This window comes from Streptomyces sp. NPDC111744, from assembly GCF_055634995.1.
Window position 1 is genome coordinate 1 of sequence record NZ_JBVKCG010000043.1, and the last position, 22775, is coordinate 22775.

The window sequence follows — 22775 nt, forward strand, 5'->3', positions numbered from 1 at the left end:
AGCAGTGGAACCCGGCGCCACCCCGAGACGACACTCGGGCCCTCGACCTGCCCACCCCTCAGCCCACGGCACGAAAACGGTCCACCGACTCCGTCGGCGGACCGTCACGAAACTTCGAGGTTAGGAGCGCCGCCGCCGTTGATGACCGCGTAGTGGAAACGGCCCGAGGGCGCGACGTTCTTCTCGCGCAGGTATTCCGACATCGTCGCCATCAGCAGGGCACCGTCCAGGCCGCTCTTGTTGCCGGGCGGCGTGCCGCCTTGCCCGGAGGCGCCGAGGAAGGTGAAGGTGGCCGATATCAGGGCGCTGGTGGTGTTCCAGAACGGCACCGTGATGTTGAAGGGGTGAGTCCAGGAAGGCGTCGAGCCCGTCGTACACACCGGCCTTGACTGCGTACGCCTTGCCGACCAGCTGCTCCTCCCCGGCGCTGCCGAAGAGCTTGACCGTGGCCTTCAGTTCGTGCGCGCGGATCGCGTGGGCCACTGCGATGGCGGCGGCCGTGCCGCCGGTGCCGAGGGCGTTGTGGGCGTCGCCGTGTCCGGCGCCGTACGAGGGGCCGTAGGCGTCGTAGTTGTAGACCAGCGGGTCGTGGCAGCCGCTGCCCTGCTTCTGGGAGAGCCCGGCAGCGCGTCGTACTCCGCGTTGAACCCGAGAACGGGGCCGGAGTCCCCGTAGGTGGCGACGAAGGCGGACGGGGAAGCCGGCGGATCCCCACTCGACGGTGAAGCCCTCGTCCTGCAGCAGGCGCGCGGTGGCGAGCGAGGACTTCCACTCCCGCAGCGACAGCTCGGCGTGCTCCCACACCTCGTCGCTCAGCTTGGTGATCGCCCCCTCGTTGGCTCCGATCCAGTCCAGGGCAGTCTGCTTGGCCTCCGTGTTCTTCGCGAGGCCGGTGGGGGGCTCGTAGGAGGCGGGGGAGACCCCCGTCTTCTCGTCGTATCCCAGGGTCGCCGCCAGCACCGGGTCGGCCTGGAGGACGACCGCCGTCGTCGCGGTGGCACTCAGGCCGAACATCTTGAGCAGGCGTCTGCGGCCCATGTTCAGATCGTTCACGTCCGTGTCGTTCCTCGATGGTCGGGGACGGAGGGGCTCAGCGGTCAGAGGCTCTCGCCGCCGTCCGCCGGCCCCGGCGCGCCGACCGGGAGGAGGCTCACACCTGTGCCCGGCGCATCCGGGTTGATCGAAGCCCGCGGGTGTACAGTCCGGGCCGAGGTGTGTCCGAGGCCGGCGCGGCAGCGAGCTCATGCCGGTGCGGAGTCTAACTGAATGGTGGGAACGACCAGTTGGCGGCGCCCGTCGACGCCGGTGAGCGGTCGCTGTGAAGCGCGGGTACGTGTATGGACGTGTGCACATCGGCGGCGCCGGGGGAGACACGTGTCGCCCGCGCGGCCGGGATGCTGGCAGCCGCATGCCGCGGCACGTGCCCGTGAGGGCACGTGCCGATCGGCCGGCCGGGCGCGTCAGCTGAAATCGGGGCCGGTGGTGCGCGTGCGCTTGATCTCGTAGAAGTTGGGCGTGGAGGCCACCGTGATCACGCCGTCCCAGAGCCGGGCGGCGTCCTCGCCCTTGGGGGCGGGGTTCACGACCGGACCGAAGAAGGCGACCGGGTCGCTGCCGGCGTCTGCGCCCGGAACGGCGATGATGGGACTGCCGACGTCCTGGCCGACCAGGGTGATCCCCCGGCTGTGCGACGCGCGCAGCTCCTCGTCGTAGCGGTCGGTGTCACCGGCGGCGGCCAGGTCGGTGGGCAGCCCCGCGTCCTGCAGGGCGGCTTCCAGCGTGGCCCGGTTCTTCGGCTCCTCCCGCAGGTGGTAGCGGGTGCCCAGGGCGGCGTACAGCGGTTCGAGCACCTCGGGGCCGTGGGCGAGGCGGGCGGCGGTCAGGACGCGTACCGGCGCCCAGGCCTCGCCCATCAGCACGCGGATGCGCTCGGGCAGTTCGTCCAGCCGGTTCTCGTTCAGCACGGACAGGCTCATGACGTGCCAGGACACCTTCACCGGGCGCCGCTCGGCGACGTCCAGGATCCAGCGGGACGTCAGCCAGGTCCACGGGCAGACGGGGTCGAACCAGAAGTCGACAGGGGTCGGGGACTCGGCGGAGGCGGTCGCGGACATGGGAACTCCTCTTGACGTTGCTGCGGGTGTCGGCGTTGCTGCGGGTGCCGTCGGGGCCGGGGAGGGTCAGTCGTCGGTGCGGAAGTCGGTGGAGGCCGACAGCTCGGACCAGGCGGCCAGATCGTCGGCCAGCTGCCGCTGCCCTTGCTCCACAACGCGCACGGCGTCACTGCCGAGCACTAGGTGGACCGGCGGCCGGTCGCTGTCCAGGACCTGGAGCACGGCCTGGGCGGCGCGCGCGGGGTCGCCCGCCTGGTTGCCGTCCTTCGCCTGCCGGGCGGCACGGACCGGCCCGAACACGTCGTCGTAGTCCGGCACGGTGCGCGGCACCCGGGTCATCGAGCGGCCCGCCCAGTCCGTGCGGAACGAGCCCAGCGCCAGGGAGGTCACGTGGATGCCGAACCCTGCGACTTCCTGGGCCAGCGATCCGGCGATGCCCTCCATGGCGAACTTGCTCGCGCCGTAGAAGGCGACCCCGGGCAGTGCCGTGAGCCCCGCCATGGAGGACAGGGTGAAGATGTGGCCGCGGCGGCGGCGCCGCATGTGGGGGAGGACCGCCTTGATGACGGCGACGCTGCCGAAGACGTTGACGTCGAACTGCCGGCGCACATCCTCCATGGAGGTCTCCTCGACGGTGCCCTCCAGGCCGTACCCGGCGTTGCTGATCAGCACGTCGATGGGACCGACGGTCCGCTCGACGTCGTCGACCACCGTTGTGACGGCGCGGTCGTCGGTGACGTCCAGCAGCCGGGCCACGGTCCGTTGGGGGGCCAGTGCCTCGAAGGCCTCGGCCTGCTTCGGATCGCGGACGGTGCCGACGACGAGGTGTCCGGCGTCAACGGCCGCCTGGGCGAAGGCCCGGCCCAGGCCGCTGCTGACGCCGGTGATGAGGAACGTCCTGCTCATTGAGTCTCCTGCGGAGCGTGGGCTGCTGGTGGTGCATCGTGGACTTCTTCGGGCGTCCGGCTCTTGGGTCCGGTCGGTCCGGGACTAGTAGGTGACCGGTCGTCTATCAAGGTAGCCGGTCGGCTTCCCCGTGTCAAAGATCCCCGCCGCCGCTGCTGTGCCGCGTTGCGCACGGGGGCCGGGGAGCAGGCGGGCAGCAAGAAATCCCCGCCGAGTTGCCGGACCGTGGTACCGGGCGTGCAATGGGGGGAGCTCGGAGAACGGTCAACCATCTGCATCGAGCGCTTCCCCTGTCTGTCCGAACCGAATCCGATCCGTCCGTCCCCCGGCGCGCATGCGCGCCGTTTCGGGGCTAGGAGGTCAGGTGCCATGGCGAGAGTCCTGTTCATAGTGACCGGGGCGACGTACTGGGTGTTGAAGGACGGCACCAGGTATGCGACGGGTTACTGGGCCGAAGAGTTCGCGATGCCGTACAAGGCGATCACGGAGGCCGGACACGAGGTCGTGGTCGCGACGCCGAACGGCGTGGTGCCCAACGTCGACATGATGAGTCTGCGGCCGTCGATGGCCGGCGGTGAGGAGGGGGCTCTGGAACTGGAGTCCGTCATCCGTTCCGCCGAGGTGATGCGGCGGCCGCTGAAGCTGTCGGACGTGCGTCTGGAGGACTACGACGCGGTGTACCTGCCGGGCGGGCACGGGCCGATGTCGGACCTGGCGTTCGACGCCGACGCCGGACGTCTGCTGACGGCGCAGCTGGCCTCGGGCAAGCCGCTCGCGATCGTCTGCCACGCGCCGGCGGCGATGCTCGCGACGAGGATTCACGGTGAGTCGCCGTTCAAGGGGTATCGGGTGACGTGTTTCACCGATGAGGAGGAGGACGCGGTGGGTCTGGCCTCCAGGTCGACGTGGCTGTTGGAGACCGAGCTGAAGGACAAGGTCGGCGTCGACTTCAGCCGGGGTCCGATCTGGGAGCCGTACATGGTGGAGGACCGCAATCTCATCACCGGGCAGAACCCCCACTCCGCCGCGGTCCTCGCGGACCGGCTGCTCGAACTCCTCAAGTGACCGCGTGACCCTGCTGCTCGCGGGCGGCCCGCGCGGTGTGCGACTCCGCGCGGGCCGGCCGCGGGCGTCGTGCGCGGCCGCCGCGCGGCGGCCGCTACGCGGTCGAGAAGCGGACCGCACCGCTGCCGCCGCCGACGCTCAGTCAGATGTGGTCCCCCTCCCTGACCAGGCGCAGCGCGATGTACGCGCAGCCCGGACAGCGAGCCGTCAGCCCGGGGTCCGGGCCGTAGACGTGGAGTTGGGCCAGCGGGCCGACCGCGCGCACTCCGGGCAGCGCCACCACGCGGCGGTGGGCTCCACCGCGAGGATCTCCGAGAGCGGACCGGCGAGGCAGTTGCCGTCGAGGTGGGTGGTGGTGTCGGTCATCGTGGGGTCTCCCGTGCGAGCAGCGCGTCCGCAGGTGTGCGGGCGGGTCATCCGAAGCGTTCGGTGCGGATGATGGCGGGGTCGCGCCCCCGGTCGACCAGCAGGTCGCCGACCGTCTCGACGAAGCCGGTTGGACCGCAGACGTAGACCGGGTCGGCCGGTGGCAGGGCGGCCAGCGCCTGGTCCAGGTCGGCCGGTGTGACACGGCCGGCAGGCCGGTCGCCGTCAGCCGGCGCCCGACGTGTGTACAGGAGGCGGACGGCCAGGTGCGGGGCCGTCCCGGCGAGTTCGCGGTACCAGACGTCGTCCAGGCTGCGCACGGAGTAAGCAGGTGGACGGGGCCGCGGTCGTCCGCGCGCCGGTGTGCCCGGATCATCGCCAGCGGGACGATGCCCGAACCGCCGGCGACCAGGAGTACCGGCCCCGGCCCCTCGGCCCGCCACACGAACCAGTTCCCGAGCGGCCCGCGCACCTCCACGTTCGCGCCGCGGAGCAGTTCGTCGGCCAGGTACGGTGACACCTCCCCCGTGGGCACGGCCTGCACGCCCAGTTCGATCCGCTCGCCGTGCGCCGGCGCCGCGAGCGAGTAACTGCGTACGGCCTGGTAGCCGTCCTCGGCGGTGAGACGTACGTCGACGTGCTGTCCAGCCAGGTGCCCCGGCCAGCCCGGCATGGTGAAGGTCACGGAGCGGGCGGTCGCTGTCTGGGGACGGCGCCCGATGAGGCGCGCCGGACCAGGCCAGGCGCATCAGTCCCCCCAGTTGCGCTGCTCGCGCCAGGGGTCGCCGTAGTTGTGGTAGCCGACCGACTCCCAGAAGCCGGGATCGTCCTCGTGGGTCAGGCGCAGCCCGCGCACCCATTTCGCCGACTTCCACAGGTACAGGTGAGGCACGAGCAGGCGCGCGGGGCCGCCGTGCTCGGGCGAGAGGGGGAAGCCGTCGTAGGTGTGGACGATCCAGGCCCGGCCGTCGAGGAGGTCCTAGCTAGTAGTCTAGAGCGGAAGGTTGGTGGTGTAGCCGCCGTAACTGCTGACGACCGCATAGCCGGCGTCCGTGTCGACGTCCTCCAGGAACGCGTCCAGGGGCACCCCGCCCCAGCGTGTGTCGAACTTCGACCAGCGGGTGACGCAGTGGATGTCCTGGACCGTCTCCTGCTGCGGCAGGGCCATCATCTGGTCCCAGGTCCACTCACATGTCTCACCGGACTCCCTGGTCACGGTGAAGCTCGAGGTCTCCGTGGGGACGCGGGGCGTGGGGACCGTGGACAAGACAGGGAACGACTCGGTCGGATACTGTCCGGGCGCAGCCGGTCCGCCAGGGAACCGGAATGGCCGTGGAAGCCGGGCGAAAACGAACTCACGGACGTCATCTTCCTCCGGGGAGCACCACCCTAGTCTTCCAAAGGGCCGGGCCCGCACGACCACTCGGTGCGAGCATGTCAGGAGGCGAACCCACCGTCGACGTTCAGCGTGACGCCGTTGACGAAACCGGCCTCGGGACCCGCGAGGAAGGCGACCGCGCCGGCGATGTCCGCGGGGACACCGTTACGTCCGGCCGGCGTCAGAGGGCGCCAGAACTCCGCGATCTCCACGGTAACGTTGTCCGTCTCGACGGCGCTGGGCTGGATGTTGTTGACGGCGATGCCGCTGGGCCCCAGCTCGCGGGCCAGGCTCCGTGTCAGGCCGGCAACGGCCGACTTGCACAGGGCGTACACCGAAGTCCCTAGCACGCCCGGGGGCTGCCGTTCCGCCAGGATGCTGCCGATGTTGACGATGCGGCCTCCGCGGTCCATGTGCGCCACCGCTTCCTGGGTGGTGGCGAAGTACCCGCGGAGGTTCACGGCAACCATCGTGTCGAAATCCTCTAGCGAATAACTCGCGAAAGGTCCCACGATCGCGGAGAAGGCGTTGTTGACGAGCACGTCCAGGCTGCCGAACCGCCGGACGGTCTCGGCCACGGCCTGCTTGACCTGCTTCGGGTCGCCGTTGTCGGCCCGAAGGGCGATGGCCGTTCCGCCTGCGGCCTGTACGGCCTTCACGACACCGTCGGCGCGGGCTTCGGAGCTGATGTAGGTGAAAGCGACGTTAGCGCCCTCGGTGGCCAGTCGCTTGACCACCGCCTCCCCGATACCGCGCGAACCACCGGTGACGAACGCGGTCTTCCCCGCGAGCCTGGCTGACATGTGCCTCGGTCCTTTCCTGCTTGCTCGATCAGCAGCATGTAATTGCATATACAAGCGAGCTGTGATCCGGTTTCGGCTGGCGCTCGGCTCGCTGCGGCGTTTGCGGGATGCCGGTGATTGACGTCCACACGTGACTCGGCCGGGATGCGGTGTCACGGCCCCGGCTTGGAAGGTGTCATGTCCAGAAAGGCACGTAGGTGGTGACCTGTGTACTGGACGTATCCGCCGCGACCGTGCGCTTCGGAAGCGTTGCGGCACTCGACGGCCTGTCGTTCCGGCATTCGGAGGGCGGCATCGTCGCCCTGATCGGACCCAACGGCGCGGGCAAGCCCACACTGCTCAACGCGCTGTCGGCATCACCCGCCTGACCTCAGGACGGGCGCTCCCGGACGGCACCGACCTCGGCCACCGAAGGGCCGATCGCATCGCGCGTGCGGGCGTCAGCCGGACCTTCCAGAACCTGCAGGTTTTCGAGTCCCTGTCCGTACTGGACAACGTCCTGATTCCCCGGCTCGCGCGGCGCCGCGGTCTGGCGGCGGCCGGCACCCTCGGCATCCCACTGGCACGCCGGCGGATGGCTGCCGACCGCCGTGAGGCACACAGGCTCCTCGAAGACGCCGGTGTCGCCCCGCATGCGCAGGACAGGGCGGGCACCCTCGCCTACGGGCTGCAGCGTCGGGTGGAGATCGCGCGGGCGCTGGCCGCGGAGCCCGGTCTGCTGCTGGACGAACCGGTGCTCGGCATCGACGATGTGACCTGAACACCCCGCAGGTGCGTGCCCAGAAGAAGTGGTACCAGGACTACACCACGCACTTCGGGGCGTACTCGGGTTTTTCCTCGTTCGCCGCCGACGCCTTGGTCATGCTCACCGACGCCATCGAGCAGGCCAAGACCACCGACGGGGTGGAGGTCCGCGACAGCCTGGAGCACCTCGGTTTCGACGGGCTCTCGGCCGGATCCAGAACTCTCCCGCGCAGCACTCGGGGCTGCGGACGAGCGCGCTGGCCGTACTGGAGGTCAAGAACGGTCAGTGGCACCTCGGCCACTGACCGGCCGCGGTCGCACCTTGCGTCGGCCCCGGCACCTGGGCCGGCCGGCCCGCTTCCGCCCGTGCGCACGGCTGGTCACTGCTCGGCAGGTCCCTCACCGAGCAGGCCGGCTTCGGAGAACGTCTTCACGAGGTGGTGGTGGTCGGCGACCCGGGTCAGCTGGAGCAGTTCGGTCTCGGCGCTCATGTAGGGGCGGTGACCCGGCTTGATGTAAAAGGCGTCGCCGGCCTTGAGGAACTCCTGACTGCCGTCGGTGTACTCCACGCGCACCTCGCCGCGGAAGAGGTAACCGAAGTGCTCGACGGGGCACGCCCGGTCGGGGAACGCGGTGAGGAGGTCGTCCATGCTGTAGCCGTTCGCGCAGGTCCCGAAGGCGTAGTGCATGTCGCCCAACTCGGCCCACTTGCCCACGTATCCCGGGGTCTCGACAGTGACAGACGCGTCGTCCTTGTTGAGGTGTATATGTCGTCCTTACGACCAAAGAGGTGAACCCCACCTTGGCGATGCGCGAAGGCGGGGAGAGGCCGCACAGCGAGGGCGCCCATTCATGTCGGCGAAGCGCTCATACGTGTCCCGTTGTGCGAGCAGGGCGCCACCCGTACGCGGGAGCTCATCCTGCGCTGCGCCACGAAGCTCTTCGCCGAGCGGGGCTACGGACGGGTGACTGTCGCCGACATCGCCTCGGCCGCCGGAGTCGCGTCGAAGACCGTGTTCGCGAGTGTGGGGAGCAAGAGCGACATCCTGAACCGGATCGTGGATCAGGGCGTGGTCGACTCCGGGTACGAGCAGGCCACGACTGCGATGCTGACCCTGCGGACCGCGCAGGCGGTTCTCGAGGCACTCGCCCGCGGGACGCGTACGGGCAACGAGAGCCAGTTCGCCGTGCACGAGGCGATCCACAAGGCGCTGCCCGTCCACGAGAACGGCGAGGCACTCTGGGAGCGCACCACCGCGGCCTACCGGGAATCGCTGCGCGCCGTCGCCCGCCATCTGCACACGCTGGACGCGCCGCCCTTCTGCCCGGTCGAGGAGACGGCTGACCTGCTCTGGTACTGGTTCGGCCCCCCGGGCCGGCGGACGTTGGTGGTCGAGAGCGGCTGGACGTGGGACCATGCCGAGTCCGTGCTCCTCCGGATGGCCGTGGCCGCGCTGCGCTGACGCCCGGTTCCGGAGTGGTGCCCCGGGTCCCCTTGCCGTCGAGGTGAGAGACGTACACCGGTGAGTGACGACACGTTCGATGACCTCGAGACACACACGTATGTGTGTCGTACACAGGATCCCTGTATGAAGAAAGCTGTGAAGATCGGCCTCGCCGGGTCGGGTACGGTGCTGCTCTTCCTTGCCGGAATGGGTGCCTACAACGTGGCCGACGGACTGGCTTCCGGCCTGGGTTCCGCGGGCCGGACCAAGACTGCGCGGGGTTTCGACACCGCGTCCGTGTCGAGCACCCCGCCGCCGAACGACAAGGCGCTGACCTTCGCCCGCTCTTTCCTCGCCAAGGTCTCATCAGCAACTGGACAGTGCGGCGAACGACACCGACGTGCCGCACGCGGCCTCAGTGGCGCTGCGGGGGTACACGCGCGGCCTGCACCTGACGAAGGTGTCGTTCGGCCATGCTCTGGCCCCTCGTCGGTGACGAAGGGCGCGACGAAGATCACCTTCGATGTCACCGCGCAGGTCGCGGGAGGCACCTGGAACTACGCGAGCGCGGTGGCGGTGCGGCAGAGCAGCGACGGAGTGCTGGCGGTCCACTGGAACAACTCGGTGCTCTACCCGGGGCTGGTTGACCGCGAGTCGCTGAGCGCGGGCTCGCTGCCGCCGGGCGCGGTCCCGGCCAAGGTGGTCGCCGCCGACGGGAAGACGGAGTTGTCCGCCTTCCCGTCGCTGCGGGACATCACGGCGACGATCCGCAAGAACGCCAAGCCCGCCGCCGTGAACACCGGTACGGGCGTGGCGGTGGTCCACGGCACGGGCAAGGGCGTCAAGACGCTCCGGTTCTTCTCCAAGGGGCAGACCCCGGCCGTCCGGACGACCATCGACGCCGGGCTCCAGGCGGTCGCGGAGACCGCGGTGAAGGACAGCCACCTCCAGGACAAGCCCGCCGGGACCGTGGCGCTCGACTGGAGGAACGGCCACATCCTCGCCGTGGCCCACACCGGTGCCGACGGCGACATCGCCATCGACGGCATCAAGTCGCCCGGCTCCAACATGAAGATCATCACCTCGGCGGCGCTGATCGACCGGGTGGGTCTCACCCCGAGCAGCACCGCGCCCTGCACGGCGAAGGCCACCGCCGGCGGTCAGGTCTTCCACAACGATCCGGGAATGCGGGTGAATTCCAGCTCCACGCTCGCGCAGGCCTTCGCCGTGTCGTGCAACACCTCCTTCATCAAGGAGGGGTTCTGTGCACAAGCTCGGTCACGGAGAGAGCGTGCGGCTGGAGGTCGCGCGGAGCACCTCGTGCAGGGCGACGACGCGTCCGCCCTGCACGATGAGTCCGTGAACGTCTTCGGCATGGGCAGCTGGTCCATCGGCGGCGGCGTGGCCACCACCGACCCCAGCATCCCCATCGACGTCCAGGGCGGCGACGAGGCGGCCCAGTTCATCGGCCAGGGCAAGGTCACGGCCACGCCCCTGTTCATGGCGTCGGTGGCGGCCACCGTCCGGGGCGCCGGGTTCAGGCAGCCGATCATCCTGCCCGACCAGCACCAGGACACGGCGCCCCACCCGATCTCCGCCCGCACCGCCGGCCCACTCGGGCCGGCCCAGGACGACGGTCGGCAGGCCGAGCGACGCGGTGAGCGCGGGGCGCGGGTCGTCCACCCTGAGGTCGGTGAGCAGCACGCCGTCGACCCTCCGGTCCGCCGCGAGCCGCTCGTACAGGGCCTGCTCGCGGTCGGTGGACGTGACGTGCAGGACCAGGCCGTCGCCCTGCTCGGACAGAACCGCTTCGATGTCGGCGATGAACGCCGGGTGGAAGGGGTCCGCGCCGATGAGACCCGGGTCCGGGTGAGCACGAGGCCGATGGCGCCGGCCCTGCCGAGGGACAGCGCATGCGCCGAGGAGCTGGGCCGCCAAACACCGGTTCAGTAGTCGGCCGCAGCGTCACTAAATCGGTTTGAACGCCGGTTGGGCAAGGAGTGAATGAGGGGTGACGTCAGTCACTTGGCGGCTGGAGGAGGTTGGCATTCGTTGCTGAAGCGAACGTTCGGAGGAGTGCTTCGCCGTGTCCTTCCCGGCGCTGGGACGCGGCCGGTCCGCCCGTCGCCGTCCCAGGCGGACCGGCCGACCAGCCGTCGGCGGCTTGGACTCACCTGCCCCCAGACAGTGTTGAGGAGCCTTCAGACTGGGTTCTGCGCGGCGCTCGGGAAAGTCGACGACAGGTTGGTGTTGGTCCAGTAGTCCATCGCGTTGTGGCCGAAGTTGTTGTAGACGATCCTGAAGTAGCGGTTGGACCACACGATCGGGTAGTAGCCGCTGTACCAGGTGTGGTTCGGGTCGGTGCCGATCGGAAGGTGGAGGGGGCCATCGACGCCAGGATGTCGATGTCGGGGTTCAGGCGCAGGTCATTCTGCCAGCTGTACCACTCGCTGACCGATGACGTGATGGGGCCGGCAGTCCGGCGGTCGCCGGGTGTTCGGAGTCCTCGATCCTCAGGGTCTCCGACGTCGGGCCCCAGGAGTTGCTCCGGAAGCCCAGTTCTGCGCCCCGGCCTGCGGGAACCACGCGTTCGCCTCGTGGTCGAAGCTGATGTGCGCCGCGTCGTAGGTGCCGTCGTAGAAGGCGAGCACCTTGAACGGGGTCGCGGCGTGGGTCGGGTGCGCCGGGCCCGTTTGGAGCCCGAGCACTACGGCGAACAGGGCGAGCAGTCTCAGGAGGGGGCGCAGCCGGGCGACTTCCGTACGGGGTCTGACCATGTGAAGGCCTTCCTCGTGCGTGACTGTGGGGGCGTGCCGTGTGCCGGCGCATTCACCACGTTAGATCGTGTTCATGCCAATGGATAGGTCCGGACCAACGCGAGATGCATGCAGGGTTCGGCGGCTGTGAAGGTTTCGTGCGGGGGCGGTCGGCTCGATGTGCGACTTGCCGCCGCGCACATAGGCGTCCGGTCGTCTACTATGAGGGGACAGTCGACTATCCGATTCGTCGGGTTGGCCGAGACGTCACGAACGGTTATGAAACCGACGACAGGAAAGGTCGAACATGCGTGTCGAAATCTGGGCTGACATCGCCTGCCCGTGGTGCTACGTCGCGACGGCCCGCTTCGAACAGGGGCTCGCTGCCTTTGCCCACCGCGACGAGGTCGAGGTCGTGCACCGGTCGTTCGAGCTGAACCCCCAGGCGGAGAACGGCAGCGTGCCGATCATCGACGCGGTCGCCGCACAGTACGGGCGCACCCGGGAGCAGCAGGTCGCCAGGGAGGAGCAGGCCGCGGCCATGGCGCGAGAGGTGGGCCTCGGCTTCCGCATCGGCGGACGCGTCTTCGGCAACACCTTCGATCTGCACCGACTGATCCACTTCGCCAAGACGCAGGGTCGGCAGGCCGAGTTCATGGCCCTCGCTTTCCGGTCCAACTTCGCCGAGGAGCGTTCGGTCTACGACCGGAAGACGCAGATCAGTCTGGCCGTCGAAGCGGGCCTGGATGCGGCGCAGGCCCGAGCGGTGCTCGACGACCCGGAGGCGTTCGCGGCGGAGGTGCGGGCCGATGAGCAGCTGGCGGCCGACCTGGGTGCCACCGGTGTGCCTTTCTTCGTGCTGAACCGGCAGTACGGAGTGAGCGGCGTGCAGTCGCCGGAGGTGCTCACCCGGGCACTGGACCAGGCCTGGGAGGATCGGGCCGCGGCGTGAGGTCGTGCCCGCGCCGGGCCGGGTCCGGGGCGGTCGCCCGCCCTGCGCTGCCCTGACCGCCCCGGCCCCAGCCACGGGAGCCGGGGCGGGCGCCGCAGCCGCTCGGCGGCGGGCGGGCCGGAGTCGGTCGGGCCGGCCAGGGACGGCCGGCCGAGCCGGCGCTCAGCGGGCGCAGCCCGTCCCTGCCCAGCCCGCACCCGCCCGGCGGCGTCGCCGCACAGGGCGCATGTGCGCCCGCCCGCGCCCGCCTGCTGGAACGCCGGCGCGACAGGGCCGCGGGGAGCAGACACGTATGTCGTGGTGACCGGCCTCGGACGCTTCGGCGCCAGGGTGACGAACGGCGTCTCGGCCACCAGCTGCGCGGGCCCCAGGGCTCGCCGTGGGCCTCTTCGTCACCGCGGACAACGCTGGCCCGATCCGCTCATCGCGAACCGCACCACGCCCCGGGGCTGTGGACCTTCCACCAGCCACGACGCGAACGGGACCGTGATGCTGCAGGCCGAGGCCGACGACATGTGCGTGACCCCGAACAACGGCACGGCGCCCCTCAGCGCCGACCGGACCGCGAACCACGGCTGGGAGAGGTTCACCGGTAAAGCGACTAACCGGCTCCGGCGACGGCCGTGGACAACCTCGGCGCCGCGCGTGCAAACGCGCCCGACGGCCGATCAGCAACCGCCTGCCGGCGAACCCGGTCCCGCGGCGGTCCGTGCCGGCGGCGCAGGCCGCGGCTGGCGAGCGCGCCGATCGCGCCGGATCCGGAGCGGCTCGACCACTCCGTACCGCTCGTGAACGCCGCTGCTGCGACCTGCTTGCGCCGTGTCATGACGCCATGCCGGCCGCGATCCGGCCGGCCGGTGCGGCGCGGGAGCACCGGCCCCGTCCGGCCGGGCGCGGGCTTCGACGCCGTCCCCCGTCCGGCTCGACCGCCACGCCGGGCTGGTGACGGGCCCGGCCCGGTCAGCGGCGTCCCGGTCGGGGCCGCTCATCGGGAGCCGGTGCCTCCGTGGGGTCGGCGGTGCCGGAGGCCGCGGGCGTGGCGAGCATGTCGAGCAGCGCCATCGCGTCGTGGTCGGCGCTCGCCACGTCGGCGTAGTAGACGACGAGGCGGTGACCGGGGGTGCCTTCGAGCTGCATGGACTGGTAGCCGAGCGTGACGTCCCCGACCTGAGGATGGTGGAAGTGCTTCGTGCCCGGGCGGTGCCCGCGGACGTCGTAGCGCGCCCACAGGTGGGCGAAGTCGGCGCTCTTGAGCATCAGTTCGCCGACGAGCTGGGCGAGGTCGGGGGCGTCCGGATCGGTGCCGGCCAGCGCCCTCAGGCGTGCGACACAGCCGCGGATGCGCGTCTCCCATTCGGGGAAGAGGTCCCGCGCGCCCGGGTGGAGGAAGTAGTAGCGGGCCAGATTGCGCTGCTTGGCCGGCCAGTCCTCGATGCCGGCGTACAGGTGCAGGCCGCCGGGGTTGGCGGCCAGTATGTCCAGGGTCCGGCTGAGGACGTAGGCGGGGCTGGGGCGCAGTTTCTCCAGCAGGAGCTTGACACCGGGCCGCACCGTGCGGCTCGGCGCTGCGGGCGGTTCGGGGGCAGTGCGGGCGGCTCGGGCGGCCAGTTGCCGCAGGTGCTCGTGCTCCTCCTCCTGCAGATGCAGCGCGCGGGCCAGCGAGTCGACGACCGAGGGGCTGGGCCGCGTCTCCTTGCCGCGTTCCAGCCGGGTGTAGTAGTCGATGCTGACCCCGGCCAGGGTGGCCAGCTCCTCGCGGCGCAGTCCGGGGGTGCGGCGCGGACCCGGTCCCGTGGGAAGACCGACCTGCTCCGGGGTGACCTGGGTGCGGCGGGCGCGCAGGAACCCCGCCAGGTCGTTTCTGTGCTGGTCAGGGCTCATGCAGCAAGTGTGCCAGTGAAGTCCACCTGCTGAGGCCGCCGTGGGGGGCCGCGTCACTCCCTGGAACACCGCTCCCCGGCGTCGTCCGGCCTGCCACGCGCACGCCGGGAGCGGGACAGTGAAGGAGCCGCCGGGAGGTCGTCGATCCAGCGGCTCCCCGTCCACGGGCTGTGCAACGGCAGCCCCCGTTTCGGTACGAAGGCAGAACACAACATGCGCAACACCACCCTGGGCAGCCACGGACCGCAGGTCGGCGTCATCGGCCTCGGCGCGATGGGTATGAGCTTCGCCTACGACATGGCCTCCCCCCGTGACGAAGCCACCTCCGTCTCCGTCATCCACCAGGCTCTCGACCTCGGCATGACCCTGATCGACACCGCCGACGTCTACGGCCCGTACACGAACGAGGAACTCGTCGGCCGGGCCCTGGCCGACCGCCGCGACCATGCCGTGATCGCCACCAAGGTGGGCATGGAGTGCATCGATCCCACCGGCGGCCCCGGCGGTGCCCCGCTGGTCAAGCCCAACGGCCGGCCCGAGCACGTCCGCGCAGCCGTCGACGCCAGCCTCCGCCGTCTGGGCACCGACTACATCGACCTCTACCAGCTTCACCGCGTGGACCCCGAGGTCCCTTTCGAGGAGACCTGGGGCGCCCTGACTGAGGCAGTCGCCGCCGGCAAGGTCCGTTTCGTCGGTCTCTCCGAGGTGAGCGTGGAGCAGATCAAGCGCGCCCAGGCCGTCCACCCGGTGCACACCGTGCAGTCCGAGTTCTCCCTGTGGACCCGCGACGTCCAGGCCGAGGTGCTGCCGTACTGCAAGGAACAGGGCATCGCCCTGCTGCCGTACTCGCCGCTCGGCCGCGGCTTCCTCCTCGGCCGCTTCAGCTCCTTCGACGAGCTGCCGGAGAACGACCAGCGCCGGCGCCTGCCCCGGTTCCAGCAGGACAACCTGCGGGCCAACCTCGACATCGCGGCCAAGGTGCGCGAGATCAGCGACCGCATCGGCGCTACTCCGGCCCAGGTCGCCCTGGCCTGGCTCCTCGCCCAGGGCGAGCACGTGGTGCCCATCCCTGGCACCAAGACCCCGAAGTACCTCGCCGACAACGCGGGCGGCGCAGACCTGAAGCTGTCCCCGGCCGACCTCGCCGACCTGGACGCCATCCCGGCCCCCGTGGGCGCCCGGTACTGACCGTTCCGCCCGGCGTTCGCCGGCGCCGACTCCCGCCGAAGGGCGCGGCCGCATGCCGCGCCCTTCGGCACGTGCCGCCCCACCGCGTCGCCTGCCACGAGCGCACAGCTGCCGGATGCGGCGTGGGAACCAGGGACCGAAGGGGCCGGGACCGGGTTCCCGTCCCGGAAGAGCGCTCAGCCCGCGCAGACGGCCGTGCCCGACGGCGTGGAAGCCGCGTCACGGCGGTGTGCGGGCTGGTGTGCGGTCCCGGTCCGTGTCGCGTACACGGTACGCACCGGGACCGCCGGAAGGGGTGGCCGGGCCGCCCTGCTGCCTGGTGGTGACCGGCACCAGAAGTCCCTTCGTTGGGATACGCAGCGGACCGTCTGGAAGGTTCACGTGATTTTCGACCGGGCCGCCGGCAGGTACGGCGACGAGTGGAGGTTGTCGCGTGCGGCGGGCGTCGCGGAGCACACCGTGACAGCCACGGGCCGCCCGGTGGCGCCGGCACAAGGTGCTCCAACCGCCCGGGTGACACCGTTTCAGGACACACACCAAGAGAAACCTGTTGCCTGCTTCGCCCGTGAACCGGCCGAAACAGCTGGCTTGTTGGCAGTCGAGGTATATCTTGTGCGCCAGTCGCCGCCGCGTGCTCCGGTTGCTCCGGCGTGCGTTGACAGTTGCCGGGAACCTTCTTAAAGTTGAACTGTCAAATGTTAGCCCTTTCGCTGTCGTGCCTTCGATGTGCACGCACCCGACTGCTGCCGGGGAGTCTGGACGCGGACCCCTCGGACCGTCCCACGGGTGCTGACCCTTGCGGACATCGCCTGGGCCGCGTGACCCTGCCGCGCCACCCATGCATGCCGGGACACGGACCCGAACAGCTCTGGAGAAACTCCCGCATGAACCGCAAGACGCTGGTACTGCCGGCAGTGGCCGGCCTGCTCACCCCAGTCTTCGTCGCGTGTGGAGGGTCCGGGAGCGGGGGCCAGGGCGGCAAGGCCATCGTCGTCGGCACCCACCGACCGATTCACCGCCACCAAGGAGGCCCCGGCGCCTCTGGACCCCGCCTACACGTACGACACCAGCACCTGGAACCTGCTGCGCCAGACCATCCAGATACTGATGATCACGCCCGAGGGCGAGGGCAGCCCGGTGCCGGAGGCGGCCGAGAGCTGCGGATTCACCGACAAGGGCAGCGAACGCTACGTCTGCAAACTGCGCGACGGCCTGAAGTTCGCCAACGGCGACGACGTGACGGCCGCCGACGTCAAGTACTCCATCGAGCGGTCCCTCCGCCTGAAGGCCGAGACGGGCGTCGCCGGCCTGTTGAGCACCATCGACACGATCGAGACGCAGGGTGACCGCGAGGTGATCTTCCACCTCAAGACGGCCGACGCGACTTTCCCCTACAAGCTGACCACCCCGGTCGCGGGCATCGTCGACCCGAAGGACTACCGCAAGGACGAACTGCGCGACGGCTTCCAGGTGGACGGCTCGGGGCCGTACACGTTCAAGGCCGACCTCACTGACGACTCGATCGCCGATGTCACCTTCGTCAAGAACCCCTCCTACCAGGGCAGTCTGAAGGTGCAGAACGACAAGGTGGTCGTGCGCACCTTCACCGACGCGCAGGCCATGGGCGCCGCGATCGACAAGGGCGACATCGACGTCATGATCCGGGCCATGACGCCCGCGCAGATCCGCAAGCTGGACTCCGACACGGACGGCGACGTCGGCCTGGTCGACATGTCGGGCCTGGAGATCCGCTACCTGGCCTTCAACACGGGCGCTCCCGAAGTCAAGTCCAAGGCCGTGCGCCAGGCGGTCGCCCAGCTCGTCGACAGCGGAGAACTCGTCTCCAAGGTCTACGGGATCCAGGCCGAGCCGCTGTACTCGCTGGTCCCGGCCACCATCACCGGGCACTCCAATTCGTTCTTCAACACGTACGGCAATCCCAGCGTCGCCAAGGCCAAGCAGCTGCTCACCCAGGCCGGCATCACCACTCCGGTGAAGCTGACCCTGCACTACACCACCGACCACTACGGCTCGGCGACCCAGCAGGAGTTCCAGATCCTGCAGAAGCAGCTCAACGACAGCGGCCTGTTCGACGCCTCCGTCCAGGGTCACCCCTGGGCGACCTTCCGGCCCGCCGAGCAGAAGGGCAAGTACGACGTCTTCGGTATGGGCTGGTTCCCCGACTTCCCCGACGCCGACAACTTCCCCGCGCCGTTCCTCGACAAGGACAACTTTCTCGGCTCGCCGTACTCCAACAGCACCATCCAGCGTACGCTGATCCCCGAGTCCCGGCGTTCCTCCGGCCAGCTCGCCGCCAGGCCCACCCTGATGCGGATCTAGGACATCGTCGCCGAGGACGTTCCGGTCCTGCCGCTGTGGCAGGGCAAGGAGTACGTCGCCGCGCGGAGTGACATCACCGGCACCGCCTATGCCCTCAACTCGTCCTCGGCCCTGCAGTTGTGGGTACTCAGCCGTGGCGTGGGTGACTGATCCCGCCTCCGGATCGGCGGCCCGGTGACCCTGATTCTCGGTCGCCCGGGCCCGGTCGCTGACCGTCGGCCGGCTGTGGCATCGTGCCCGGTACCGGTCGGGGCGGCGGCAGCGGCAGCCGCAGGAAAACGGCCCGCCGGAAGATCCGACGGGCCGTCACCGGTTGTCCGGTCAGGCGCCGGTGTCGCGCCCCCACGCCTCCGGCTGGGTGTTGTAGAAGTAGTCGCGGTTCCAGGTGATCTTGCCGTTCTCCACCCTGGACAGTGCCATGACGTCGAAGACGAGCATGACCTTCCCGTCCTTGTCCAGGATCTTCTCGATGCGCTGGCTCAGGACGACGTTTCCCACCTCCGCGATGTACTTCACCTCGAAGCTGTAGCCCTCGGCGCCGAGGTCCCTGCGGGCTCGCTCGAGGTCTTCCACCAGCGCGTCGAGAGTCCGGACCGGCTTGGCCTCCGCGAGGACCGACTCCCACGACACGTTCTCGTCGACGAGCCGCTTGCATGTGGCGATCGCGTCGTCGCAGGTCGGTCCGAACTGCTCCCAGAATTCGCGCACCAGGACTGCGGGTTCTACGTTACTCACACGGGCCTCATTTACTCATGGGTAATACTCGGCGGACAGCAGGAACAACTTCTTCGAAGTCGCTTCTGCCGCCACATCAGCATCACAAAATATGGTTGCACTGTCAATTAGTGCATTGAATTTGGTCCTGGTCCATGCCCGCGAGGCTTTCTGCGGATGCCGGTCGACGTGGGCTTCCAAGCCTGGACACAAAGGTGATCGACCTTCGTTTTCAACTGTCTTCGGGAAGGTTTATCATGTGCTCCCACGGACACGTCGTCAGGGCAGCAGGCCGACCAGAGCCGGTGAGGGTTTCCGCGGAGCGCCGCGCTGGCCGGTGCGGGAGCGGCGGCCACCGGCGCCACCGCGCTCGGCGCGGCGCCCGCGTTCGCCGCGGACCCCGCCGGAAGCGCAAGAGCCGGGTCGTGGCGGCCGAATCCGACGGCCCCGCAGTTCACCCTGGCGGTCATGCCGGACACCCAGTTCCTGTATTGGGGCAGCCAGGACAGCGCCGCGCGCCTCAGGAGGCATCCTTCCGCTACGTCATCGACCACAGCGTGCAGCCTCCCGTCTACGGCTGAACAGCGGGGGCGGGAGGCTTTCGACCGCGAGGGAAGCGGGGGACGAGCCGCCGCTTCCCTCGCGGCGCGGCGGGCCGGCCGAACCCGTACCCTTCACGTCGCGGCCGGTGGCCGGTCTACTTCCCGCCGCTCGTACGCGCGCCGCGCAGCGAACGGAACGCCGCCCGGAGTTCGCTCGAGAAGAGGTCGGGGACCTCCCAGGCCGCGAAGTGGCCGCCCTTGTCGACCCGGTGGTAGTAGAACAGCTTGTGGTAGGCACGCGAGGCCCAGCTGTGCGGTGCCTGGTAGATCTCGCCGGGAAACACCGTGATGGCGGTCGGCAGCGACACCGACACGGCGTTGAAGTTGTTGGCGTTGTTCTCCCAGTACAGACGGGAGGAGGAGACGGCGGTGTTCGTGAGCCAGTAGAGCGTGATGTCGTCGAGCATCTCGTCCTTGGTCAGCACGCGTTCGGGCTGGCCGCCGCTGTAGGTCCAGGCCGCGAACTTGTCGTACATCCAGGCGGCCAGTCCGGCGGGGGAGTCCGTCAGCCCGTACCCCTCGGTCTGAGGACGGGTCACCATCATGGCCGAGTATCCGGACCCGGTCTTGTCGAAGGCGGCCAGTTTGTCGAAGGCGGCCCTCTCCTCCGTGCCCAGGCCGGCCGGTGCGGGGGCACCGCAGGCGAGTTTCGCGGCGATCTCCGGCGGGACCGTGGCCGGGAAGTTGACGTGGATGCCGAGCAGTCCCGGGGGCCGCTGCACGGCCATCTTGTCCGAGATGACGGCGCCCCAGTCGCCGCCCTGGGACACGTAGCGGTCGTATCCCAGCCGCTCCATCAGCATGGCCCACGCGCGCGCGATGCGGTCGGGGTTCCAGCCGGTGCTCTTGGGCCGCCCCGAGAAGCCGTAGCCGGGCATCGACGGTATGACGAGGTGGAAGGCGTCCTCAGCGCGTCCGCCGTGGGCCGTGGGGTCGCTGAGCGGCCCGATGACCTTCAGGAACTCCAGGACGGAGCCGGGCCAGCCGTGGGTCAGGAGGAGGGGAAGCGCGTTCGGGTGGCGGGAGCGGACGTGGATGAAATGTATGTCGAGCCCGTCGATCTCGGTGACGTACTGCGGCAGCGCGTTGAGCCTGTCCTCGAGGTGACGCCAGTCGTACGTCGTCCCCCAGTAGTGGACGAGTTCCTTGAGGGTGGCCAACTGGACGCCCTGGGACTGGTCGCGCACCGTTTCCCGGTCGGGCCACCGCGTCGCCGCGATGCGACGGCGCAGGTCCGTGAGGTCCCGTTCCGGGACGTGCACGCGGAAGGGGCGGATGCCCTGCCGCTCGGTCGCTGCGGCCGGTCCCGCAGTGCGCTCCTCCCCGGCGTGGGCCCGGCCTTGCAGACCCAGGGTCCCGCCGGCCGCCGCGGCGAACGCGGCGGCAGACGTGGAGATGAAGTTCCGGTGAGAGTGCGCACTGAGGGAGGCATGGCGGATCTCCTTGGCTGGTCTCCGGTTCCGGGCGCGGAGCGCTCGGTGGGGCTTCCTCGACGACCGCTCCGCCGGTCGGCCACGGCGGGGAGCGCGTGCTGGACCTCCAGGCCAGGTGCCGCGCGCTGGACTCCAGTGCCACGTGCGGGTCCCTGCGCGTCCACCTCTGCAGTCGCGTGGTCCGGGGCCCTCGACGCGACCGATTGTTACTGTAAGTGACGATACCTATCGCTGGGTAAACGTGCAACTCGGCGTCCACGGGGCGACGCCGGGCCGGGCGCCGGGGTGCGGCGGTGAGCGGCACTTCTTCCGAGGGGGCCGTCGGCGCCGTCCGTGCGCATTGCACGCCACCTCGGAATCGTTTAGGGTGCAACTAAGTCCACGACCGTGGACATATGAGGGGAAGTCCCGCGCGTCTCACGCCTTCGGGAGGGAACCGCCCCCTTCGGCCGGCCTGCTCGGCCCCTTGCACAGGGTTTCTGGTTCCCGACGCTTCCTTGTCTCCACGAGAGGTATGTGCCATGTCCATCATTGATCCGCACGAAGACGACCCCCGCTACACCAGGCGCAGCGGGGTGTACGTCCCGGCCGGCCAGGGCGAGACCAAGTGGGTTGTCGGGGACACCTACACGCTCAAGGCGGACGCGGAGAGCACGAACGGCTCGCTGACCCTGATCGAAGGCATCGTGCCGCCCGGCGTCGGTGCGTCGCCGCACGCGCACAACCTGCACGACGAGGCCTTCTACCTGATCTCCGGCGAACTCGAGTTCCTCAACGGCGACCAGAAGATCGCGGCCGGCCCCGGCGACTTCTACTTCGTTCCGCGCGGTACCCGTCACCGCTTCTTCAACCACGGTTTCCAGCCCGCCAAGATGCTGGTCCTCTTCACCCCGGGCGGTTTCGAGAACCTGATGCTCGCCGGCGGTCAGAAGGCCATCCCGGGCGTGCTGCCGAAGATCGTGGACGAGGCCGCCAACGAGGCCGCGATCGACCCGGAGCTGTGGGAGAAGTACAGCACGGACATGCTGCCCGACCGCGACTGACGCCGGCGCGGGGCAGCCGACGACCGTCCGGCTGGCACGGTGGCCCGGCGCACCGGCACGGTGGCGCACCCCGATCGGCGCGCGACCGGCCCGCCGGTGAGGTGCCTCCACGGGGCGCGACGACGCATTCACGTCGCCCGCACGCCGGGGGGCCGTCACCGTGCGGGCCGTGTGCTGCCGGAGCCTTCGAGCACCCGTCGTCACGGGGCGCAGGGCCCACGGGGCGGCGGTGCGCCCGCTCACCGGGCCGCTGAGGACGGCGCTGCTCCCGTCGCTCCCGTCGGCCGGTCCGCCGCAGGGGCACAGGAACGGGCGTGCACAACCGGCCGCCACCGGCGCGTTCACGCGGTGGTGGCGGCCGTGTCCTCGTCCTGCGGTGTCAGGGCGACGGCCCGGAACGCGGCGTCCAGATAGGGCACCAGCCGGTGCGCGTCCTCGTCGTTGAGGCGCGTGCTGCCGAGGACGTCCCGCATGAGCAGCACTCCCATGCACATGGCGATCAGCAGGGCCGCTCTGCCCTCCGCGTCAGGTCCGCCCAGGCGTTCGGCCAGGGGCTCCTCGCCCTGAGCCTCGATGGTCCTCCGCAGCACCTCGACAGCCTGCGGGTTGGAGGTGGAGCGCAGCGTCATCAAGTACCCCCGCAGGTACTTGTCCGACCTGGCCCGGGTCAGCAACTCCTCAGCGGCGTTCACGTAGATGGGCGGCACCAGGGCCTGGGTGTCGGTGGTCAGTTCGACAGCCTCGGCGAAGAGCTCTTCCTTCGAGCCGAAGTACCGGCCCACGAGCCGGGGGTCGATCCCGGCGGCCTGGGCGATCTCGCGCAGCCCCACACCGTCGTAACCGGCGCGCGTGAAGGCGTCCAGGGCTGCCTGCAGGATCGCGCGCCTGGTGGCGGCCGCGTTCCGCGTCCGTCTGACGGGCCCGGCCTGGTCGGGGGCGTTGCGCGAGGTCATGGTGGCAGTCTAGGTCGCCGGTCCGTCCGGTCCTGCGACCCGTCCTCAACCGACCTGTTCCCGGCGGCGTGACCACGACCGCCGTGCTGCCG

General features: G+C 69.9%; 15 protein-coding genes and 6 pseudogenes. 8 read left to right on the top strand and 13 right to left on the bottom strand.

The window, feature by feature from the left end; all coding sequences use genetic code 11:
• Positions 1–120: 120 nt before the first annotated feature.
• The 3 genes from ACZ7OO_RS42155 to ACZ7OO_RS42165 all read right to left on the bottom strand — a co-directional run bounded on the left by ACZ7OO_RS42155 (position 121) and on the right by ACZ7OO_RS42165 (position 3020).
• Positions 121–1053, bottom strand: a complete 933-nt coding sequence (locus ACZ7OO_RS42155) for a zinc-binding metallopeptidase family protein (protein WP_471512701.1) — start codon at positions 1051–1053, stop codon at positions 121–123.
• 407 nt (positions 1054–1460) lie between these two features.
• Positions 1461–2114, bottom strand: a complete 654-nt coding sequence (locus ACZ7OO_RS42160; RefSeq protein WP_471512702.1) for a mycothiol-dependent nitroreductase Rv2466c family protein — start codon at positions 2112–2114, stop codon at positions 1461–1463.
• Between the two features lie 66 nt (positions 2115–2180).
• Entirely contained in the window at positions 2181–3020 is an 840-nt protein-coding gene (locus tag ACZ7OO_RS42165) for an oxidoreductase (protein WP_471512703.1), read from the bottom strand.
• Between the two features lie 369 nt (positions 3021–3389).
• On the opposite strand from ACZ7OO_RS42165, the gene ACZ7OO_RS42170 reads away from it, so the two are divergent.
• Positions 3390–4085 carry a type 1 glutamine amidotransferase domain-containing protein gene (locus tag ACZ7OO_RS42170; RefSeq protein ID WP_471512704.1) on the top strand — a complete coding sequence of 232 codons (696 nt, stop codon included), beginning with the start codon at positions 3390–3392 and terminating at the stop codon, positions 4083–4085.
• Between the two features lie 142 nt (positions 4086–4227).
• Here ACZ7OO_RS42170 and ACZ7OO_RS42175 read toward each other — a convergent pair.
• The 4 genes and pseudogenes from ACZ7OO_RS42175 to ACZ7OO_RS42190 all read right to left on the bottom strand — a co-directional run bounded on the left by ACZ7OO_RS42175 (position 4228) and on the right by ACZ7OO_RS42190 (position 6632).
• A pseudogene (locus tag ACZ7OO_RS42175) lies at positions 4228–4502 on the bottom strand (DUF6510 family protein).
• Positions 4499–5200: pseudogene (locus ACZ7OO_RS42180) on the bottom strand (FAD-binding oxidoreductase). Before ACZ7OO_RS42180 ends, ACZ7OO_RS42175 begins: the two co-directional pseudogenes overlap by 4 nt.
• A pseudogene (locus tag ACZ7OO_RS42185) lies at positions 5200–5874 on the bottom strand (molybdopterin-dependent oxidoreductase). Before ACZ7OO_RS42185 ends, ACZ7OO_RS42180 begins: the two co-directional pseudogenes overlap by 1 nt.
• Positions 5875–5888: 14 nt before the next feature.
• Complete coding sequence (locus tag ACZ7OO_RS42190) at positions 5889–6632, bottom strand: SDR family NAD(P)-dependent oxidoreductase (RefSeq protein WP_471512705.1); 744 nt, start codon at positions 6630–6632, stop codon at positions 5889–5891.
• A gap of 233 nt (positions 6633–6865) precedes the next feature.
• Between ACZ7OO_RS42190 and ACZ7OO_RS42195 the strand changes: the two are divergent.
• A pseudogene (locus ACZ7OO_RS42195) lies at positions 6866–7392 on the top strand (ATP-binding cassette domain-containing protein).
• Between the two features lie 364 nt (positions 7393–7756).
• On the opposite strand, the gene ACZ7OO_RS42200 reads toward ACZ7OO_RS42195, so the two are convergent.
• Positions 7757–8092, bottom strand: a complete 336-nt coding sequence (locus tag ACZ7OO_RS42200; protein ID WP_471512706.1) for a cupin domain-containing protein — start codon at positions 8090–8092, stop codon at positions 7757–7759.
• A gap of 165 nt (positions 8093–8257) precedes the next feature.
• Here ACZ7OO_RS42200 and ACZ7OO_RS42205 point away from each other — a divergent pair, with 165 nt between their 5' ends.
• Both ACZ7OO_RS42205 and ACZ7OO_RS42210 read left to right on the top strand, forming a co-directional pair.
• Complete coding sequence (locus tag ACZ7OO_RS42205; protein WP_471512707.1) at positions 8258–8839, top strand: TetR/AcrR family transcriptional regulator; 582 nt, start codon at positions 8258–8260, stop codon at positions 8837–8839.
• A 126-nt stretch (positions 8840–8965) separates the two neighbouring features.
• Positions 8966–10774, top strand: a complete 1809-nt coding sequence (locus ACZ7OO_RS42210; RefSeq protein WP_471512708.1) for a penicillin-binding transpeptidase domain-containing protein — start codon at positions 8966–8968, stop codon at positions 10772–10774.
• Positions 10775–11031: 257 nt separating this feature from the next.
• Here ACZ7OO_RS42210 and ACZ7OO_RS42215 read toward each other — a convergent pair.
• Positions 11032–11598 (bottom strand): annotated as a pseudogene (locus ACZ7OO_RS42215) (ThuA domain-containing protein); the annotation flags it as partial.
• A gap of 286 nt (positions 11599–11884) precedes the next feature.
• Here ACZ7OO_RS42215 and ACZ7OO_RS42220 point away from each other — a divergent pair.
• Positions 11885–12529, top strand: coding sequence for a DsbA family oxidoreductase (locus ACZ7OO_RS42220; protein WP_471512709.1), 645 nt, complete (start codon positions 11885–11887; stop codon positions 12527–12529).
• A gap of 960 nt (positions 12530–13489) precedes the next feature.
• On the opposite strand, the gene ACZ7OO_RS42225 is transcribed toward ACZ7OO_RS42220, so the two are convergent.
• Complete coding sequence (locus ACZ7OO_RS42225) at positions 13490–14410, bottom strand: helix-turn-helix transcriptional regulator (protein WP_471512710.1); 921 nt, start codon at positions 14408–14410, stop codon at positions 13490–13492.
• A gap of 213 nt (positions 14411–14623) precedes the next feature.
• Here ACZ7OO_RS42225 and ACZ7OO_RS42230 point away from each other — a divergent pair, with 213 nt between their 5' ends.
• Positions 14624–15598 (top strand): aldo/keto reductase, encoded by a 975-nt coding sequence (locus ACZ7OO_RS42230; protein ID WP_471512711.1) that lies wholly within the window; start codon positions 14624–14626, stop codon positions 15596–15598.
• Positions 15599–16482: 884 nt separating this feature from the next.
• Positions 16483–18088 (top strand): annotated as a pseudogene (locus ACZ7OO_RS42235) (ABC transporter substrate-binding protein).
• Positions 18089–18259: 171 nt separating this feature from the next.
• Here ACZ7OO_RS42235 and ACZ7OO_RS42240 read toward each other — a convergent pair.
• Together ACZ7OO_RS42240 and ACZ7OO_RS42245 are read right to left on the bottom strand one after the other, a co-directional pair.
• Positions 18260–18673 carry a hypothetical protein gene (locus tag ACZ7OO_RS42240; protein ID WP_471512712.1) on the bottom strand — a complete coding sequence of 138 codons (414 nt, stop codon included), beginning with the start codon at positions 18671–18673 and terminating at the stop codon, positions 18260–18262.
• Positions 18674–19349: 676 nt separating this feature from the next.
• Positions 19350–20651, bottom strand: coding sequence for an epoxide hydrolase family protein (locus ACZ7OO_RS42245; RefSeq protein ID WP_471512719.1), 1302 nt, complete (start codon positions 20649–20651; stop codon positions 19350–19352).
• 557 nt (positions 20652–21208) lie between these two features.
• On the opposite strand from ACZ7OO_RS42245, the gene ACZ7OO_RS42250 reads away from it, so the two are divergent.
• A complete protein-coding gene (locus tag ACZ7OO_RS42250; RefSeq protein WP_471512713.1) occupies positions 21209–21730 on the top strand; it encodes a cupin domain-containing protein in 522 nt (173 codons plus the stop codon).
• Between the two features lie 341 nt (positions 21731–22071).
• Here ACZ7OO_RS42250 and ACZ7OO_RS42255 read toward each other — a convergent pair whose 3' ends face one another.
• Complete coding sequence (locus ACZ7OO_RS42255; RefSeq protein ID WP_471512714.1) at positions 22072–22683, bottom strand: TetR/AcrR family transcriptional regulator; 612 nt, start codon at positions 22681–22683, stop codon at positions 22072–22074.
• Between the last annotated feature and the right edge of the window lie 92 nt (positions 22684–22775).

Bases quoted from the DNA above. Each gene is read 5' to 3' on its own strand.
- ACZ7OO_RS42160 (WP_471512702.1), bottom strand. From the start codon at position 2,114: ATGTCCGCGACCGCCTCCGCCGAGTCCCCGACCCCTGTCGACTTCTGG.
- ACZ7OO_RS42165 (WP_471512703.1), bottom strand. From the start codon at position 3,020: ATGAGCAGGACGTTCCTCATCACCGGCGTCAGCAGCGGCCTGGGCCGG.
- ACZ7OO_RS42170 (WP_471512704.1), top strand. From the start codon at position 3,390: ATGGCGAGAGTCCTGTTCATAGTGACCGGGGCGACGTACTGGGTGTTG.
- ACZ7OO_RS42190 (WP_471512705.1), bottom strand. From the start codon at position 6,632: ATGTCAGCCAGGCTCGCGGGGAAGACCGCGTTCGTCACCGGTGGTTCG.
- ACZ7OO_RS42210 (WP_471512708.1), top strand. From the start codon at position 8,966: ATGAAGAAAGCTGTGAAGATCGGCCTCGCCGGGTCGGGTACGGTGCTG.
- ACZ7OO_RS42220 (WP_471512709.1), top strand. From the start codon at position 11,885: ATGCGTGTCGAAATCTGGGCTGACATCGCCTGCCCGTGGTGCTACGTC.
- ACZ7OO_RS42225 (WP_471512710.1), bottom strand. From the start codon at position 14,410: ATGAGCCCTGACCAGCACAGAAACGACCTGGCGGGGTTCCTGCGCGCC.
- ACZ7OO_RS42230 (WP_471512711.1), top strand. From the start codon at position 14,624: ATGCGCAACACCACCCTGGGCAGCCACGGACCGCAGGTCGGCGTCATC.
- ACZ7OO_RS42250 (WP_471512713.1), top strand. From the start codon at position 21,209: ATGTCCATCATTGATCCGCACGAAGACGACCCCCGCTACACCAGGCGC.
- ACZ7OO_RS42255 (WP_471512714.1), bottom strand. From the start codon at position 22,683: ATGACCTCGCGCAACGCCCCCGACCAGGCCGGGCCCGTCAGACGGACG.